The organism is Andreprevotia sp. IGB-42 (assembly GCF_009848685.1).
Taxonomy (GTDB): domain Bacteria; phylum Pseudomonadota; class Gammaproteobacteria; order Burkholderiales; family Chitinibacteraceae; genus Andreprevotia.
In genome coordinates, this window is the sequence record NZ_WXTX01000015.1 from 1 (window position 1) to 16,547 (window position 16,547).

Annotated in this window: 17 protein-coding genes; 7 read left to right on the forward strand and 10 right to left on the reverse strand. The window is 58.9% G+C overall.

The window, feature by feature from the left end; genetic code table 11:
- The 7 genes from IGB42_RS18830 to IGB42_RS18860 form a co-directional block, all read left to right on the forward strand.
- Positions 1 to 414 (forward strand): hypothetical protein (locus tag IGB42_RS18830; protein WP_159674591.1); only part of this gene is annotated, 414 nt, incomplete at its 5' end.
- Positions 415 to 422: 8 nt separating this feature from the next.
- Positions 423 to 767, forward strand: a complete 345-nt coding sequence (locus IGB42_RS18835; RefSeq protein WP_159674593.1) for a hypothetical protein — start codon at positions 423 to 425, stop codon at positions 765 to 767.
- A gap of 258 nt (positions 768 to 1,025) precedes the next feature.
- Positions 1,026 to 1,409 (forward strand): hypothetical protein, encoded by a 384-nt coding sequence (locus IGB42_RS18840; protein ID WP_159674595.1) that lies wholly within the window; start codon positions 1,026 to 1,028, stop codon positions 1,407 to 1,409.
- A 102-nt stretch (positions 1,410 to 1,511) separates the two neighbouring features.
- Positions 1,512 to 1,793, forward strand: a complete 282-nt coding sequence (locus tag IGB42_RS18845; RefSeq protein ID WP_159674597.1) for a hypothetical protein — start codon at positions 1,512 to 1,514, stop codon at positions 1,791 to 1,793.
- A gap of 959 nt (positions 1,794 to 2,752) precedes the next feature.
- The gene (locus IGB42_RS18850; protein WP_159674599.1) at positions 2,753 to 3,649 is read left to right on the forward strand and encodes a hypothetical protein; all 897 of its coding nucleotides are present in this window, start codon (positions 2,753 to 2,755) and stop codon (positions 3,647 to 3,649) included.
- The gene (locus IGB42_RS18855; RefSeq protein ID WP_159674601.1) at positions 3,649 to 4,134 is read left to right on the forward strand and encodes a hypothetical protein; all 486 of its coding nucleotides are present in this window, start codon (positions 3,649 to 3,651) and stop codon (positions 4,132 to 4,134) included. Before IGB42_RS18850 ends, IGB42_RS18855 begins: the two co-directional genes overlap by 1 nt.
- Positions 4,135 to 4,608: 474 nt before the next feature.
- Positions 4,609 to 5,133: a lytic transglycosylase gene (locus tag IGB42_RS18860; RefSeq protein WP_159674603.1), complete on the forward strand. Its 525-nt coding sequence runs from the start codon at positions 4,609 to 4,611 to the stop codon at positions 5,131 to 5,133.
- A gap of 145 nt (positions 5,134 to 5,278) precedes the next feature.
- Here the strand turns inward: IGB42_RS18860 and ribA are convergent, their stop codons facing one another.
- The 10 genes from ribA to fabD form a co-directional block, all read right to left on the reverse strand.
- Entirely contained in the window at positions 5,279 to 5,881 is a 603-nt protein-coding gene (gene ribA, locus IGB42_RS18865) for a GTP cyclohydrolase II (RefSeq protein WP_236822644.1), read from the reverse strand.
- Positions 5,882 to 6,000: 119 nt separating this feature from the next.
- Positions 6,001 to 6,315: a hypothetical protein gene (locus IGB42_RS18870; protein ID WP_159674607.1), complete on the reverse strand. Its 315-nt coding sequence runs from the start codon at positions 6,313 to 6,315 to the stop codon at positions 6,001 to 6,003.
- A complete protein-coding gene (gene pabC / locus IGB42_RS18875; protein WP_159674609.1) occupies positions 6,306 to 7,145 on the reverse strand; it encodes an aminodeoxychorismate lyase in 840 nt (279 codons plus the stop codon). The genes IGB42_RS18870 and pabC overlap by 10 nt, the downstream gene beginning before the upstream one ends.
- Positions 7,142 to 8,428 (reverse strand): aminodeoxychorismate synthase component I, encoded by a 1,287-nt coding sequence (locus IGB42_RS18880; protein ID WP_159674611.1) that lies wholly within the window; start codon positions 8,426 to 8,428, stop codon positions 7,142 to 7,144. Before IGB42_RS18880 ends, pabC begins: the two co-directional genes overlap by 4 nt.
- A gap of 101 nt (positions 8,429 to 8,529) precedes the next feature.
- Positions 8,530 to 9,867, reverse strand: coding sequence for a DUF3999 domain-containing protein (locus IGB42_RS18885; RefSeq protein ID WP_159674613.1), 1,338 nt, complete (start codon positions 9,865 to 9,867; stop codon positions 8,530 to 8,532).
- Between the two features lie 22 nt (positions 9,868 to 9,889).
- Positions 9,890 to 12,805, reverse strand: a complete 2,916-nt coding sequence (locus tag IGB42_RS18890; RefSeq protein WP_159674615.1) for a DUF2339 domain-containing protein — start codon at positions 12,803 to 12,805, stop codon at positions 9,890 to 9,892.
- A 205-nt stretch (positions 12,806 to 13,010) separates the two neighbouring features.
- Entirely contained in the window at positions 13,011 to 14,252 is a 1,242-nt protein-coding gene (fabF, locus tag IGB42_RS18895) for a beta-ketoacyl-ACP synthase II (protein ID WP_159674617.1), read from the reverse strand.
- A gap of 118 nt (positions 14,253 to 14,370) precedes the next feature.
- Positions 14,371 to 14,610: an acyl carrier protein gene (acpP, locus tag IGB42_RS18900; RefSeq protein ID WP_084092630.1), complete on the reverse strand. Its 240-nt coding sequence runs from the start codon at positions 14,608 to 14,610 to the stop codon at positions 14,371 to 14,373.
- 160 nt (positions 14,611 to 14,770) lie between these two features.
- A complete protein-coding gene (gene fabG / locus IGB42_RS18905; RefSeq protein WP_159674619.1) occupies positions 14,771 to 15,514 on the reverse strand; it encodes a 3-oxoacyl-ACP reductase FabG in 744 nt (247 codons plus the stop codon).
- Positions 15,515 to 15,609: 95 nt separating this feature from the next.
- Positions 15,610 to 16,539: an ACP S-malonyltransferase gene (fabD, locus tag IGB42_RS18910; RefSeq protein WP_159674621.1), complete on the reverse strand. Its 930-nt coding sequence runs from the start codon at positions 16,537 to 16,539 to the stop codon at positions 15,610 to 15,612.
- Between the last annotated feature and the right edge of the window lie 8 nt (positions 16,540 to 16,547).

Sequence of the window (16,547 nt, forward strand, 5' to 3'; positions counted from 1 at the left end):
GGTGAGGCAGGCTTCTGGGTTACAAACAAGGTTGATGGCTTCATCGGTGATGTTCATAGTGCATTGGGGACGAAGCTAAATTCAGCCGAGTTGGCTGAATTTAAGACTATAGACCCGACAGCGAAAATAGGACTGACAGGTAGCTCTGCAACGGGGCGAGTAGGTAACCCTAACAAGCCAACCTTCGGCCAGCCAATCAATATGGAAAAATTTGATTTGGACCTATTTGTTCAAAGCGATGTGCTGTTAGAGCAGTTTGGTACAAAACTCAAGGCGGCACCAATCTTGAGGCAATCACTTGTGGATGATTTTCCTACCTTATTCCAAGGAATGAAACCAGGAAAGGAAGGGTTGTCAATTAAATTCAGGCCTCATGGCGAGCCGCCAAAGGGTTCTATAGTTTTCGATAATTAGGAATGCGCGTGAATATTCAGAGCCAACTTAAGCATGCGCTATCTCATTACCTTGAGTCCGGTAATGAGGAGGAATTGCGTCAGGCGCTCACCGCCCATCCGGAAGTGATTTCGGCAGAATATGGTGAGTATCCTGACATGCATCGCTTGGTAGATTTACGGATTGGGGGTCGAAATTTTCGTGTTTGCCGTCAAATTTCTCAGCGGGAATCAATTACGCTGATTCCTATCGAAGATTTAGTTGATACGCCAGGAGTTCCTCTCTGGCTGACAGGGGAGAAATTAGTCGTGTGGGCTACAGATGAAGAAGAAAACCCATCGGACGAGCCTACTGACTGGGATCGGTATCGTTAGATGTTCCAAAGAAAGAGTCGCTTGTTCCCGATTTTGTCGACATCTAATGGTAAAGTTGGTTCTACTTTAGGGTTAAGCCCGAAAAAGCTGTTGGCATGGGTTCTGATCTCGATATCGGGATTCGAATTACTCCGGTACAGTTCGACGACTTGATTGCGAGTTCGTTTATCAACGCTAAAATGCACGAGCTGCAACAATGGGGGGGGGCACAATCAAAGATGGCATCATTCAATCCGCGTTGGCATATACACTTGGACGTTGACCGATGAGTACTGCAAACTCTATATTGATACCAGCTTTGACCATGACGAGATGGAAAGTATTTTTGCTCTAGGCTTCAAGGAATGTATTAGCATTCCCGGGGTAGAATTTTCTTTGCTTGAAAATGACAAACACATTGAAGATGTAGAAATTACTTCATCCACTCACCCAGTGGATAGAGCCCGGTATTACGCCGAAATTGATTCCGACCCTGCTGATGCAATTAGAAAAGACGACTTCAATCTATCGATATCGGATTTGGTGATTTGGCTGCGCCTTAGATGTGATTTTGTTGTGGCCGCTTGTGATTTTGAAGATTACATAGTCGAGGTTACTGGTTGGAATTGGACTACTGAACACCCGTTACCACCTGCAAGGTGATTGAGTAAATAAACGAAGGTTCCGGGTCCAGCGTCTACATCAAATTTGGTGAAGGCTCGCTCAACATCACACAGGGCACCTTGGGCGTTCCGCGGAGGGAATGTGTCCAATAGCGTATTTGTTCCAGTAAGCCGGCTGCCGCTTTCACTTGATGAGGCTCGAATAGCGGTCGATCGCACATTCGAAGGTTTTGGTCTCATCCCACCAGAGATGCAATTACATGAGCCGGAAAATCTATCCAAAATTTTCCCCAATCCAATAGTTTTGGTTCGCGGCAAGAGAGAGCATGAGCATCGCTGCGTTTCCTTCGGTAAATACCCAGCAGAACTCTCGGGGACCGACAACACAACACAGATGGGTGCCGTAACAACACGCGGAAGCTAGTTGTCCGCGGCAGTTGTTGTCTTGGCACTATTTGAGTTGGTGGCTCAATAGCCTTTAACGATTCTGGTGAGCTTGATGGCCAATCGTCGTACGACGCAACGACTGTTCGACAAGTGATTGAAGAAAGGCTGGCAGCAAGCAATCTACTACTCGCAACAGTAGATTGATGCAATGCAGCATCCAAGCATGTACCCAATTACAATGCGCAGCCCGCCAGAACTACTTGAGCAAATGCCCCATATGCAGCCGTTTGGTGACCAGGTAATGATATTATTTCCGGGTTAGATTCCACAGCGTACTGCACCCACGCTGAAGATTGACCAGCAATCCGATACCGGAACCGCCAGCCGGATTGCAGATATCCAGGAACAACATCCGGACCAGCGATCAGCTTTTGCCAATCCACCGCTGGTAGTCCTGCACGGCCGCACAGACAATCAGGTTCGGGTCCACGCCGGTGCAAAAAGCCAATACGGTACCGCAGCAGTGGACCAATGCGCGGGCTGAATTGGCGGTAGAACCCCTACTCGGCTCGCAGTCGCAAGCCGAATTGGCGCGGACCACACCAGGCGCAGTCACGACCGTGCCGCCAGTTGCAGAGATGCAAGCGCCAGCAACGCAGATTGCACCTGATTCACAGCAGCCCGTATTACAGCAGCCCGTATTGAGCGGCCAAGGGCAGCCTTTCAACCTTGCGCCATTGGCAGAAGCGCACGCCAGGACCGACAAGCTGGCGGATACGCATGAGGTGATGCCAGCGGAAGGTAGCGGCTATGTGGCAGGGCCGAGCGCGGGAGAGACTGGCGGCGTGCTGTGTTGCTGGCTCAAGTTGACCCGTTTGGGGACATCCGCGCGATTCACGACATCGATGTTCGCCGATTCTGCGTGGTGCAGGGATAGGCAAACGCATCGTTGAAAGCATTGTTGCGAATCAACCGGATGCGGTTCATATTATCGACATGATCCCGAGTGCTCGGGATTTCTGGCGCAAGGTAGGTATTCAAGATGGAACAGAAACAACCCGAACCGACGATTTCATCCAAAACGCAGACCTCAATTGGGAAACCTTCAGGGGGGGTGATGGACGCGCAGCGCCAGAAGCTGCGGGACCAGGCGTGGCAAGACCTGAAGGCACAGAACGTGACGCTGATCACGGAGCGCGTGCAAGCACATCAATCAGCGAAGAAGAACTAAGCCCGGAAGAATTCGCTCGGCTTTTCCCTGATCGCCCCAAGTATTCCCGCCTTGGCCAGCGCACTGAGGGCATTCAGGCCCAACGACTTGCAGAGCGCCAACAGCGCATCAAAGAAGTACAAGACCAACTGAGTGGCCTCGGCGACAGGCTTTCGGACGATGCTGATGGGGCAGAGTCCTTGGTTCCAGACAGTGTCAAAACTGTGGTGTCCGGTGTCTATAAGACTGGTGAAGATGTGCAGGCCATACGCTTTGGTGATTTACAAGGCGGGGGGAATTTTGCCTTTGCTGAGAACGCTAATCGGCGAGGAATCGAGGGGTATTTCATTAATTCCGCAGGTGAGCATGTGCCGGTTTCGTTAAAGAGACTGCCGACTGACAACGTAAAGAATGTGTTTCGAGTTATTCGAGACAATGCGGATGAAATATTAAAGGCAGAAAAGATGCTTGCTACAAGCAATCAAAGCCTGCCAGCAGGTACTCTGCAACGTACGGTTTTGCATGTTGAGACGCCGAATATTTTAAGCACTGCACTCACTGAATATATCAATGGGTCTAAGCCAAATATCTTCAGATCAAATGCATTCCAAGAAATACTGCTGGATGCCAAGGGCGGTTTGATACATGTGCGTGATGGCATAATTGTGAAGGGAGGGTTGTGATGACTACTAAACTTGAAATTATTCCTTCTGGGCAGATCACGGATTTGTCGTTGAGTTCGATTCAGGAGAGTTTGCGTGCTCAACAGCAAGTTGTCATTAGCGATGTCTTGACAGGGGAGACTATTGATGGGGAAGTTACTTTAACCTCAGACGCTTACACTGTCATTGTTGGAGGTTTATCATGTTATTTGAGAAAGAGCTTTCAAGACTTCGATATCGAACCTGCAATTGAATACTTAAATGGAGAGTATTGCGTAGGGCTTGATGTTAATGAGATTGCGCAGGGATGGGAAAAAGCTGGATTGAGTTATCAGCTATCATCTGACAGCCCGTTATATGATGAGTCTCCAGACTTTGTTAATTTGGTTGCTGCTGTTTGCAATGTGGTATCTGGCGTGATTTTTGTTACATCAGATTATTATGATTGGTGTGAGCCGGGCATATATTCTGTTGAGCAATTTTTGGCTAGGTATGATGGGAGGTAATCAGGTTAAGTAGATGTAGTTCCAGACAGTGCAGTTGATGCGCAGCAACCACTCCGCGTATAAGTGGCAAGCCGGCGTGGCTACGGCGTCTCGACCAAGGAAACGACTTCAACGCTGAACGCTCTGTGGCTTACCCGTATAATGAAGTTTACATCAACAGCCCAAGGGTTCTGGATATACCCGCCTTGATTCGTACAATCCAACTGCTGGTGAAATTGTTTCCCGTAACTTTACGCAGCTTTCCGAGGTTCAAGAGCAGAAAGTAGTTGGCCATATAAATGAATTTATTGCCAAGTACACGGTCAATGCAAAAGTTGCGCATATTCCTTCCAGTGGAAACTTGGCTGGTCAGCCGTTATTTGGCCAGCATTACCTGGAAGTTCCGGTCCAGCTTCGCCCAATTCCACAATCAGTTCCAGAGGCAGCCGAACGTGCAGGCGTGCTGATCCAGGACATTAATGCGAGAATTCATTGATGGACCGTGAAATTTATTCCTGCAAGTCATGGTTTCGCGCCAAGAAAAAGTCCACTATGTCTTGGTCCGAAGCTCAAGCAAGGGCTGCACACGCCAGTAAGCAGCAATACACCGTGCTGGTGGGCTCTGTTGATAAGCCATACTGCTTTTTGGATGTGGCTGATAAGGTAATTGGCGTCAGTTTTTTGGACGACCACCTGCGGGAATCTCTCACTTACGCCTTCCAGGAGACTGAGCCAGGAAGGCTGTTTTTGACCATGGCCATCTATCGGAAATTTGACGGCAATACCGACAAAGTGGTCAGCGATACATCTTATTTGCTTAACCCAAATGGGACAATCCAAATCAGGATGGAGGTTTTTAATCCGCACCATCTTGAAATATCGAGTTCAGTATCTGATATTAGTTCAAATTATTCGTGCATGCCGGATTTTGGTGAGTATGACGATCTCATTCGCGTAGAGCGAATATGGATAATGCCTTCTTTAAAGGATCGATCCTTAATAAGGATCAACAGCCACTAACTGTTGATGATAAAAAACAAGAACAGTTAGTGCTATTCCAATACATCCAAACAGCAAAGAGGCACAGAAGTCACTTCGCCAGTGATAGGGCCTGAAACAATGCAGTATCCGGCATCCTCCTGTTTACGCAGGCAATCCGCCAGAACTACTTGAGCAAATGCCCCATGCGCAGCCGCTTGGTGGCCAGGTAGTGGTGGTTTTCCGGGTTGGATTCCACAGCGTGCGGCACGCGCTCTGCCACCGGGATGCCGGCGGCTTCAAGTGCGGCGATTTTCTTGGGGTTGTTGCTCATCAGCCGTACCGTGGTCACGCCCAGATCGTGCAGCATGGCCGAGGCCATTTCGTAGCTGCGTGAATCGATGGGCAGGCCCAATGCGGCATTGGCGTCCACGGTATCGAGGCCCTTGTCCTGCAATGCATAGGCGCTGATCTTGTGGGCAAGGCCGATGCCGCGGCCTTCGTGGCCGCGCAAGTACAACAGCACGCCACGGCCTTCATCGGCGATCAGCTGCAATGCGCGGTTCAATTGCTCGCCGCAATCGCAGCGCAGGCTGCCAAACACATCACCCGTCAGGCATTCGGAATGCAGGCGCACCAGCGTGGCTTCGCCAGCGGGCTCGCCCATGGTCACGGCCAGGTGCTCCACGCCATCGCTCATTGCACGGTAGGCATGCGCGGTGAATACCCCGTAAGGGGTGGGCAGCCGGGCAACGCCGGCTTTTTCGATCAGGGATTGGGGGGAAGTCAAAGCGGGCTCCGCATGATGCAATGCACGCCCATTATTTGGGCTCATCCATCATTTGGGGGCTGCCACAGGCGGTTACAAGGGCGGTCAGCGAATACTTGCAGCGTTACTGGCTATCGCCATCAATGCTTGCCGCGGGGCCTGGCGGTGGGTTTCGGGGTTACGGGTGGCTGCCAGTTCAGGCAGTACTGGCCGTAATCGTTATCCACTTCGGTCAAACGCTTTTTCATTTTTTCCACATCGTAGCTATGGTTCACGCCGCCTGCCAGGCGGGTGCGGATCAGCCGGCCTTCTCGGTACAGGCCACTGCAGCGCTTGGCCTCCAGCGCGGCCAGCTTGGCCGGATCAGGCTTGTAGTATTCTTCGGCATGCGCGATGCCACTCTGTGCCAGCGTAGCCATCAGTGTGGCGGCCAGCACGGCGTGCTTCAAAAACATACAGTCTCTTCCGTTGCCATCTTGGTGATCACTTCCTGCAATTGCAGGTCGGCGGCGTGGGGTTCCCAATGGCGGCCCGCCAGCGCTCGTACCGGCACGATGCCGGCCAGGCTGTTGCACAGCCACACGCGATTGGCGCGCAGCAGGCGCTCGGGGGTGACGTTGTTTTCGCTCACCGCCCAATTGAGCCGTGCAGCCGCTTCCAGCGCCACGCCACGCATCACGCCGGATACACCGCCAGTTTCCAGCTTGGGGGTCACCAGCGATTTGCCTTCCAGCAGCAATATATTGCTCATCACGCCTTCCACCACTGCGCCATCGCGGTCACACATCAGGCCTTCAAAGATGGCACTGTCGCGCCATTCATTGCGGGCCAGCACGTTTTCCAGCCGGTTCAGATGCTTGATGCCGGCCAGCCGGGGCTGCCAACTGGTGCGGGTATCGCACCAGCGCACGGTGGCGCCTTCGCTGAACAGCACATCGGCGTACACCGGCAACGGCGCGGCCTGCGCAATACGGTTGGGCTTCACCACATCCGGGTAGGCATACCCGCGCTGCGATTCGCCGCGCGTCACGATGAACTTGAGCGCGGCATCGCGCACGCCCTGCTTGTGCAGCCACGCCATGTCAGCCAGCCAGTCGCTGGCCGACGGCGCCTCGATGCCCAGCACCGCGGCATCGTGGGTCAGGCGGTCGAGCTGGCGCAGCCAGAACGGCACGCCGCCATCCACCATCTTCAACGTGCGGAATACCCCGTCGCCGAACTGAAATGCGCGGTCAGCCAAACTGAGCGCATCCTTGGCCTTGCCGTTGACCAGTCGGTGCATCATCCGGCCACCCCCAGCGCGCGCAGCAGGCCGCGTGCCTTGTGGCGGGTTTCCTGCAGCTCGCGCGCCGGATCCGAATCCGCCACGATGCCGGCACCGGCGCGGAAGTAAAGCTGTTGCTGTTGCTGCATGAAGGTCCGTATCAAGATGTTGAAATCCATGCGCCCGTCGACGCCCACGTAGCCAAGGCTACCGGTATAAGCCGCGCGCGGGGCATCTTCCAGCTCGCGGATGATCTGCATGCAACGCACCTTGGGGCAACCGGTGATGGTGCCGCCGGGAAACAGCGCCCGCAGCACCTGCCGTACCGTAGTGCCCGGCTGCAAGCGCGCGCGGATGTTCGATTCGATATGATGCACGAACGCATAGCTGGCCACGGCCATCAATTCGTCCACTTCCACGCTGCCCGGCACCGCAATGCGGCCCAGATCGTTACGCTCCAGATCGACCAGCATGATGTGCTCGGCGCGCTCTTTCACCGTGCTGATAAGCTTTTGCTTGAGCGCCTCATCCTCGGCCGGCGTACCACCACGCGGATGCGTACCGGCAATCGGCCGTGTTTCCACCACGCCACCTGACACCTTCACCAGCCGCTCTGGCGACGAGCTGACGATCTGCTGCTCACCCAGGTTGAGCAGCGCAGAGAACGGCGCCGGGTTGGCGGCCCGCAGCGCGGCATAAAGATCATACGGGCTACCCGATGCCAGCTGCACGCGCCAGCCGCGCGACAGGTTCACCTGGAATACCTCACCGTCAACGATATAGTCCTTGCAGCGCTGTGCACCGGCCAGGAATGCGGCAGCGTCATCCTCGCTCACGCTGGCCACCGACAGCGGGCTGGCCTGCCATACCGGTGCGGCAGCCACCAGCGCTGCCAGCGCCTGCAATGCGTCATCGGTTTCTGCCACCAGGAAAGCCTGTTGCGCGCCACGGTCCACCAGCACCGCGGCCGGGCAGCGGATCAGCGCGGCGGCGGGAAATTGCTCATCTCCGCGCAACGGCACCGTGGGCTCGAATGCTTCCAGCAGCTCATAACCGGCGTACACCAGCCAGCCCCCCAGGAAAGGCAGCGCGTGGTCCTGCCCGGCATGCACCGGCAAGGTATCCAGATCATGCAGGAAAGCAGCCAGCTCATCATGGCGGTAGATACGCCGCGCTTGCGGCAACGCAAACAACACATCCCAACCTTGCGTGCCGGAGGATTGCAGCACACCGGGAAAGGCCGCCGGGGTAGAGGCGGCCAACGCGGCCAAGTCAGGGATGAAGGCAAGGGTTTGAATCGGCATGGCGCGATTGTATCAAGTGCGCGCGCCAAGCTGATGGCGATCGTGCAGGGTGTGCACGACCCGCTGCTGCCGATGGCCCGGCTGGCCGCCGGATAACGCGGTCAGTGACCGTCGTTTTCCGCTGCGGGCAGCGCCTTGCCCAGCCGCCAGGCAATCAGGCCCAGCACCAGCACCGCTGCCAGCAACACGCCCCACAGCGCCCAGCGCCGCAATTGCTCGGGGGCAAAAAGTGGCTCAGGCTGTGGCGTGCCATCCTGGATAGCGCCCACTTCCGCCGGTGCGGGCTTGGTCTCGCCAATCTGCAGTGCGCCGGATGGCTGCGCCGCACTATCGAGCCCGCGCAAGCCATATGCCAGCGTGAACGGTGGCGTGCCACGCGCCACAAAAGTCAGCTTCTGCGGCAACCAGCCCAGTTGCACGCCGGCCTGCCCCTGCCCCAAGCCGCCACCGCGGGTATCCACGCGCAGCAGCCATTCACGCCGCGCCGTGGGCCAGATGGCAAGCGGCCCGCTGACGGTTTCACCGTCGGCACGCTGCAGCCGGTATAGCTGCGTGCGCGCCACTTCGCGCCATTTGTCGCTGCCATCGTTACGGGCCAGCAGGCTGGCGGCCACCAGCGTATTGGTTTGCGGCAGCGTAATGCGCACGCGGTCGATGGCTGCAGCAGCTGGCGAGGTAAAACGGTATTCGCCACTGGCGGCATCCACACCGGTGGGCGTGGCATCGAACCACACCCGGCGGGTTTCCACCTGCGTGGCGCCCGGCGTGACGCTGACGCCCTGCAGCGTGGGTGAGGGAGTCAGCCAGCGCAGCTTGAGGTAACGCGTACGCACGCCCCCCAGATCGATACCGCGCGCATCCAGCAACTGGCCGTTGCGCTGCAGGCGCAGCACATCGGCACTGGTCAGCAATGCCCATTGGCGCAAATCGTCGCTCACTTCCACCTGCACGCGGCCCTGGAAGCCGGTTTCTGTCCAGTCCAGCGTCAGCGTATCCAGCGGGCGCTTGATATGGCTGGCATCGATGATGAAATACTGCGTGGCGCCTGCAGCCTTGGCATCGCCATGCTGCTGCACCGCCACCAGTGCACCATCGGTGGTTGCCTTGACGGTGACGGACACATCGCCGGCATCCGCCAAGGCCTGCGGCAGCGGAAAATACGGTACTGCCAGCGGTGCCTGCCTGACCTCGTTCACCGCCGGCAGCGACGACAGCGCATACGGCACCGGTTCGCCCGCACCGTTGAGCACCCGCAGGTCACCCAGATCGCTGCGCGTGGTGTAGCGGTAGACGTCTGCCGGCAAATCCAGCGTATAGATGGCGGTATCGCCGGCCATCTTCAGCTCGGCATGGCGCGCAAACGCGCTGGCCGCCGGCACGCCGGCCGCCCAGGCCGGCGTTGCCAGCAACACGGTCAACAGCAGGGCATTCTTCAACATGAGTGGCCGATCCCTTGAAGTTTCATTGCGGCGCATCCGCCGCCGCACGGGCCGGCGGCAGCGGCGATACATAGCCGATCAGCAGCAGCAATACGCCGACGCCGATGAAAGACACGATACGCATCACGCCGGTCAGGTTGGACAGATCCGCCGCGAACAGCTTGACCACCACCACAGCCAGCAACGCCGCGCCGACAAACCACACCGGACGTGCCGCACGCCGCGTGGCCGTGAACATCACCGCCAGCGCCAGCAAGCTCCAGAAAATCGACAGCGCCGTGTGCACCAGCGCCGAACGCCCCAGTGCTTCGATATCCCATGGTACGCCGCCCCAATGGTGCAGCGTGCGCAACAGCACGGCATTCAGCCACAAGAACACCAGTGCAGCCATCACGCTGGCCACGATGGGCGGGCTGCCGGTTGCGTCCTGCCCGGCATCGCGCAGCAACGCCAGTTGCAGCGGCCGCGCCCAGCACCACAGTGCGAACAAGGTCAGCACCATCACCACGTCAACCGGGTTCAGCAGCGGTAGATACGGCAACGGCTGTGCATCTGCCGCCAGCCCGGTTGCCAGCACGCACCAGCCCAGCAACAGCAACGTCCAGAATCCGGCAGCAAAACGCGCATAGGCATGCAGGTACCGCGGGAACGGCCAGCGCTGCCAGCGCGGCGCATTGCTGGCCAGCCAGAGCAGCGCTGCCGCCAGCACGGCCGCCCATGCCGAAATGGCCCAGTCACTATCGGGCAGCGCTTGGTCCAGCCAGGCACCCAGCTGCCAGGCCAGCAGCAATGCGGCGCTTCCACCCAGCACCGCATGCAACATCAGCAGCAGCGCGTGTTCGGCCTTCCCATCATGCCTGTACAGCAGGTACCAGGCACTGGCGAGCGCGGTCAGCCATGCAAGGCCGGCCATACCCGCCAGTGGCTGCCACCAGCCTGTAACCCTGCCGTCCAGGTAAGGTGATGCGTTAGCCAGGGCCACGCACAGCAATACCACCGGCAACAACAATGCCGGCCAACGGGCAGCCGGCCACGTCAGCCTGCTGCTGGCCACACTGGCCAGCCACGCCGTCAAGGTGGCCAGCCCCAGCCATGCCACCATGCCCCCCTGGTGCAGCCGCAACAGCTCTTCCACCAGCACGCCCAGCCAGATCAACAGGCCCAGGCCACCGTAGACCCAGCTCAGGCCCTGGCGCCACGCGGCGGCATCACGTTGCAGCTGCCACGCGCTGAATAGCCAGCTGAGCGCCAGCAGCAGCCCGCCGCAGTGGTGGTTGAGGAACGCGATATCGGCCACCGCATGGCTATCCAGCCCGTACGACACACCCGCAGCCAGTTGCAGCAGCAAGCCGAACGCCAGCGCCAGCTTGCGGCTCTGCCGCAGGGCCGCCCACACCGCTGCCGCCCCTTCCAGCGCCCATGCAGCGCTGGTCCAGCGCGCATCCAGCGCGAGCGGAATCGCCAGCGTGCCGAAGATGATGCCCAGCGCGAAGAACGCCTCTGCCACGCTGCGTGAACGCCCGCGCGCGGTGCGCAGCAGCCACGCCGCCAGCAACAGGTAAAACGCCGACAACGCGGCCGCGCTGAACGCCAAGCCAAACTCGAAATCCTGCATCAGCCGTGCCTGGAAGCCGAAGCCCACCAGCGGCGTGCCGAAAATCAGCGTGCTGTCGATGTAATGCTTGATGTCGCTCGATTGCCGCGCCGCATACAGCACTGCAATGCCCACGTAAAACAGGAAGAACAGCAACAGGAAAGGCTCGGTACTGGCAAACAACCCGGGGGAATACGCCTGCACGCCCCATGCGGCGCCAATGCCGAAGGTGAAGAAGAAGCCCACCAGGTTGAGCGGCCGCCACGCCTTGAACCACGCAATGGCGAAAATGCCGGCATTGAGCAACGCGTAGTAGCTGAACAGCATCACATGGCTGCCGCCACCGGTGGACGTGAGGATGGGCGCCAGAAAACCGCCTATGCTGCCCATCACCGCCAGCGAGCGGGCATCCTGGCGGATGGCGATGAAAGCCGACAGCCCGCACAGCGCAACCATCAGGCCCATGGCCAGCACCGGCGGCAGCAGGTGGTAGAGTTTGAGCGCGCCAAAGCTGGTGAGGTAGAGCATGCCCACGCCACCGCCCTGCAGGATCAGCGCGTAGCCTCGGCGCCGCTCGCGCAGCCGCCAGCCGGTAACCAGCAGCGCAATCGCCCCGACCGCCACACCCGCCAGACGGAACGCCACCGGCAGCATGCTGTGGTCTGCCGCGTACTTGATCAGGAAGCCCACGCCGAAAAACAGGATCAGGATGCCCATGCGCACCACGGTGTTGCCGCCAAACAGCCAGCCTTTGGCTGCAGCAAACGCCTGCTCGAAAAGATCGGGGGCGGGCGGCTTGCGGGGTGGCCGTGCAATGGCCGGTGGTGATGCCGCTGCAGGCTGGCTCGCGGCGGGGGTGGCATTGCGGGCTGCGGCCAGCGCATCAGCCTCTGCGGCAGGCAGCGACAGCATATCCTGCGGCGCTGTAGCAGCCGGCAATGCGGTCGGTGCCATATCCAGCGACAGTGGCAGATCGGCAGTCGCAGCTTGGGCTGGCGACGTTGCCCCGGCAGGCAGCAGGTCTGCCAATGGGGAAGCCGGTCGCGCGGCATCCTTCACTGCATCCGGCTCCGCTTGGGGCTGCGGTACTGTGGTCGTGGCAGCCCGGGCGTGCTCCGGGCTGGCTTGCCGGATGCGGAATCGCTCCACCTCCAGCTTGTGCAGGCGATCACGCAATTCCCGGGCTTGTGTTTCCAGCGTATCGATACGCGCCAGCAGTGATTCGACCCGGCCATCCTTGCTGCCATCGATCAGCATGCCCAGCAACAGGCCCGCCACGATCCACACCGGACCTGCCATCAGCGAAATCAACAAACCGGCAATACCCAGCACCCATTTCCACATCGCCATCATCCCTGCTGCATATGCGTTGCAGGGTAAGCGCCATTGCAGCAGCTTGCCAGTAGACAATTTGGCATTTGCGTATGCCGGGCAGCAGCTGTGTGCAATCTGCAACAGGCGCTGTGCGCTTAACCCGCGCCACGGCGCTGGTGGCCATGAAAAAACCCCACGCATGCGTGGGGTTTCGTACGGCGGAGAGAGCCCGGTATCAGAACTTCTTGAACACCAGCGTGCCGTTGGTGCCGCCAAACCCGAAGGAATTGGAAATCGCCACATCGATTTTCATGTCCCGCGCGGTGTTGGCCACGTAGTCCAGATCGCAACCGCCCTCGATATCCTGCTCGAAGAGATTGATGGTAGGTGGCGAAACCTGGTTGTACATCGCCAGGATGGAATACACCGCTTCAACCCCGCCGGCACCGCCCAGCAAGTGGCCGGTCATCGACTTGGTCGAGTTCACTGCCAGCTTCTTCGCGTGATCACCGAACGCCAGCTTGAGCGCATTGGTTTCATTGGCATCGCCCAGCGGCGTGGAGGTGCCGTGCGCGTTCACGTAATCGACCTGATCGGCATTGATGCCGGCATCGCGCAGCGCGTTGGCTACGCCACGTGCCGGGCCTTCCGCACTGGGGGCAGTGATGTGGTATGCATCCGAGCTCATGCCGAAGCCGACGAATTCGGCGTAGATACGGGCGCCACGCTTCACTGCGTGTTCGTATTCTTCCAGCACCACCACACCGGCGCCCTCGCCCATCACGAAGCCATCGCGGCCCTTGTCCCACGGGCGGGACGAGGTCAGCGGATCATCGTTGCGGGTAGACAGCGCCTTCATCGCGGCAAAGCCGCCGATGCCCAGCCGCGAGATCGCGCCTTCGGCGCCACCGGCCACCATCACGTCGGCATCGCCATAGACGATGGCACGCGCGGCATCGCCAATGCTGTGCGCACCGGTGGTGCATGCAGACACGATGCCGTAGCTGGGGCCCTGGTAGCCCTTGAGGATGGTGACATGGCCGGCGATCAGGTTGATCAGCGAGCCGGGAATGAAGAACGGGCCGATCTTGCGCGGGCCACCTGCACGCAGGTCGCCATCGGTTTCCTCGATCAGCGGCAGGCCGCCGATACCGGAGCCGATGTTCACGCCAACGCGGGTCTTGTCGAGATTGGGAACATCATCCAGCCCGGCATCGGCAATGGCCTGCAAGGCAGCAACGATGCCGTAGTGGATGAAGACGTCCATCCGGCGCGCTTCCTTGGCCGTGATGTACTGGGTCACATCGAAGCCCTTCACTTCGCCGGCAATCGTGCAGGCAAGGTCGGAAGCATCGAAACGGGTGATCTGGCCAATGCCGGACTGGCCGGCAAGCAGGTTGGCCCAACCGGTGGCAACGTCGTTACCCACCGGGGAAATGTGACCGAGGCCGGTGACGACGACTCTGCGTTTGGACACGGGAATTCTCCAGACTGGCGGCGATGCGCATTTCAAACAGCTTTGCGCGCGCCGGATGGAACAAGACCTCTGTGCAGCCGTTTGACGGGCCGCAGCAGAGGTCTTCTCAAGACAGGTATTACTTGTCCAGGTTGCCGGACACGTAGTCGATGGCTTGCTGGACGGTAGTGATCTTTTCGGCTTCTTCGTCCGGAATCTCACACTCGAATTCTTCTTCGAGGGCCATCACGAGTTCAACGGTGTCGAGGGAATCGGCGCCGAGGTCGTTCACGAAGGAGGACTCGTTCTTGACGTCCGTTTCCGGCACGCCCAGTTGCTCAGCAACGATCTTCTTCACGCGCTGTTCGATGTTTTCCATGGATTTAACCTTAGCCATTTAAGGGAATAAAAAAAGCGAGCGCATTGTACCAAAAAAACGCCTCGCGCAAAGTTAAGCCGGGACAACATGGCTTAAACACGCATCAAATCAATCCGGAAAAACGGGCGTTTGAGGCCGCCCGCGATGCCGGATTTGACCTTTAGTTCATGTACATGCCACCGTTCACATGCAAAGTCTGACCGGTAACGTAATTCGCTTTGCTGGATGCCAGAAACCCCACGGCATCGGCAATTTCACTGGGTTCACCCAGGCGCCCCAGTGCAATATTCTGCACCAGCGCGGCCTTTTGTTCATCCGGCAGGCCCCGCGTCATGTCGGTATCGATGAAGCCCGGCGCCACCGCATTCACCGTCACGCCGCGCGAGCCGATTTCACGCGCCAGCGATTTGGTAAAGCCGAACAATGCCGCCTTGGCAGCCGAATAATTGGTCTGACCAGGGTTGCCGGTCGCGCCGACCACGGAGGCAATATTGATGATACGGCCCCAGCGGGCCTTCATCATGCCACGCATTACCGCCTTGGAGAGCTTGTAAACCGGCTTGAGGTTGGTATCCATGATGGCATCCCATTCCTCGTCTTTCATCCGCATCAGCAAATTATCACGGGTGATGCCCGCATTGTTGACCAGCACGGCAATACCGCCAAAATCCTTTTCAACCTGTGCCACCAGCGCTTCACAAGCGCCTTCCTCGGTCACGTCCAGGCGCAGCCCGGCGCCCTGTGCACCGGCCGATTTCAGATAAGCGGTAATCGCTTCGGCACCGGAATCACTGGTTGCGGTGCCCACGACGATGGCACCCTGCGCCGCCAGCTCCAGCGCGATAGCCTGGCCGATACCGCGCGATGCGCCGGTAACCAGCGCGACTTTGCCTGCAAGACTCATGTTGTTTCTCCCTGTGCGGCAAGCTGCGTCACACGCAGGATGCCTATCAATCTTTACCCGACCACCCGTAGTGGCATATCTGCAACAACAGCGCTTTACAGCAGCGCCTTGAGTGCATCGAACGCTGCGGCATCGGTCAGCGCCACATGCTGGGCATTTTCGGCGATGCGCTTGTTCAGGCCCACCAGCACCTTGCCGGGGCCGCACTCGGCGATCACGCCTGCGCCATCGGCAGCAATCTTCTGCGCGGTTTCCACCCAGCGCACTGGACGGTACAGCTGGCGCACCAGCGCATCGCGGATTTGCGCCGGCTCTGCGCAGGCGGTCACGTCCACATTGTGGATGACCGGAAACTGCGGCGCGGCAATCTGGATGTCCGCCAGCACCACGGCCAGCTTGTCTGCAGCAGGCTTCATCAGTGCGCAGTGCGACGGCACCGATACCGGCAGCGGCAATGCACGCTTGGCGCCCTTTTCCTTGCACAGCGCCATGGCGCGCTCGACTGCCGCCTTGCTGCCGGCAATCACCACCTGGCCTTGCGAGTTGAAGTTGACTGCCTCGACCACGTCGCCCTGCGCCGCTTCCAGGCACGCGGCCACGATCACGTCATCGGGCAGGCCCAGAATGGCCGCCATCGCGCCCTCGCCTTCCGGCACCGCCGACTGCATGGCCTCGGCACGCACGCGCACCAGCTTGACCGCATCGGCAAAGGCAATGCTGCCTGCGGCCACCAGCGCCGAGTACTCACCCAGCGAATGGCCGGCCGCCACAGCGGGCGCCGCGCCACCGGCCGCGCGCCACGCACGGTAGACCGCCACACCGGCGGTCAGCATCAACGGCTGCGTGTTGATGGTGGCGTTGATCACCGCAGCATCGGCGCCCTCTGCACACATGGCAGCCAGATCCTGGCCCAGTGCGGCACTGGCTTCCTCGAAGGTTTCGCGCACGGCAGCATTGCCGTCGAAGCCCTTCATCATGCCGATCGATTGCGAGCCCTGGCCCGGAAATACGAAAGCAAGCGTCATTTTCATCT

Excerpts from the sequence above, each read along its gene's own strand:
- IGB42_RS18850 (WP_159674599.1), top strand. The coding sequence starts at position 2,753 with ATGATCCCGAGTGCTCGGGATTTCTGGCGCAAGGTAGGTATTCAAGAT.
- IGB42_RS18855 (WP_159674601.1), top strand. The coding sequence starts at position 3,649 with ATGACTACTAAACTTGAAATTATTCCTTCTGGGCAGATCACGGATTTG.
- IGB42_RS18860 (WP_159674603.1), top strand. The coding sequence starts at position 4,609 with ATGGACCGTGAAATTTATTCCTGCAAGTCATGGTTTCGCGCCAAGAAA.
- IGB42_RS18870 (WP_159674607.1), bottom strand. The coding sequence starts at position 6,315 with ATGTTTTTGAAGCACGCCGTGCTGGCCGCCACACTGATGGCTACGCTG.
- pabC (WP_159674609.1), bottom strand. The coding sequence starts at position 7,145 with ATGATGCACCGACTGGTCAACGGCAAGGCCAAGGATGCGCTCAGTTTG.
- IGB42_RS18880 (WP_159674611.1), bottom strand. The coding sequence starts at position 8,428 with ATGCCGATTCAAACCCTTGCCTTCATCCCTGACTTGGCCGCGTTGGCC.
- IGB42_RS18885 (WP_159674613.1), bottom strand. The coding sequence starts at position 9,867 with ATGTTGAAGAATGCCCTGCTGTTGACCGTGTTGCTGGCAACGCCGGCC.
- IGB42_RS18890 (WP_159674615.1), bottom strand. The coding sequence starts at position 12,805 with ATGTGGAAATGGGTGCTGGGTATTGCCGGTTTGTTGATTTCGCTGATG.
- acpP (WP_084092630.1), bottom strand. The coding sequence starts at position 14,610 with ATGGAAAACATCGAACAGCGCGTGAAGAAGATCGTTGCTGAGCAACTG.
- fabG (WP_159674619.1), bottom strand. The coding sequence starts at position 15,514 with ATGAGTCTTGCAGGCAAAGTCGCGCTGGTTACCGGCGCATCGCGCGGT.
- fabD (WP_159674621.1), bottom strand. The coding sequence starts at position 16,539 with ATGACGCTTGCTTTCGTATTTCCGGGCCAGGGCTCGCAATCGATCGGC.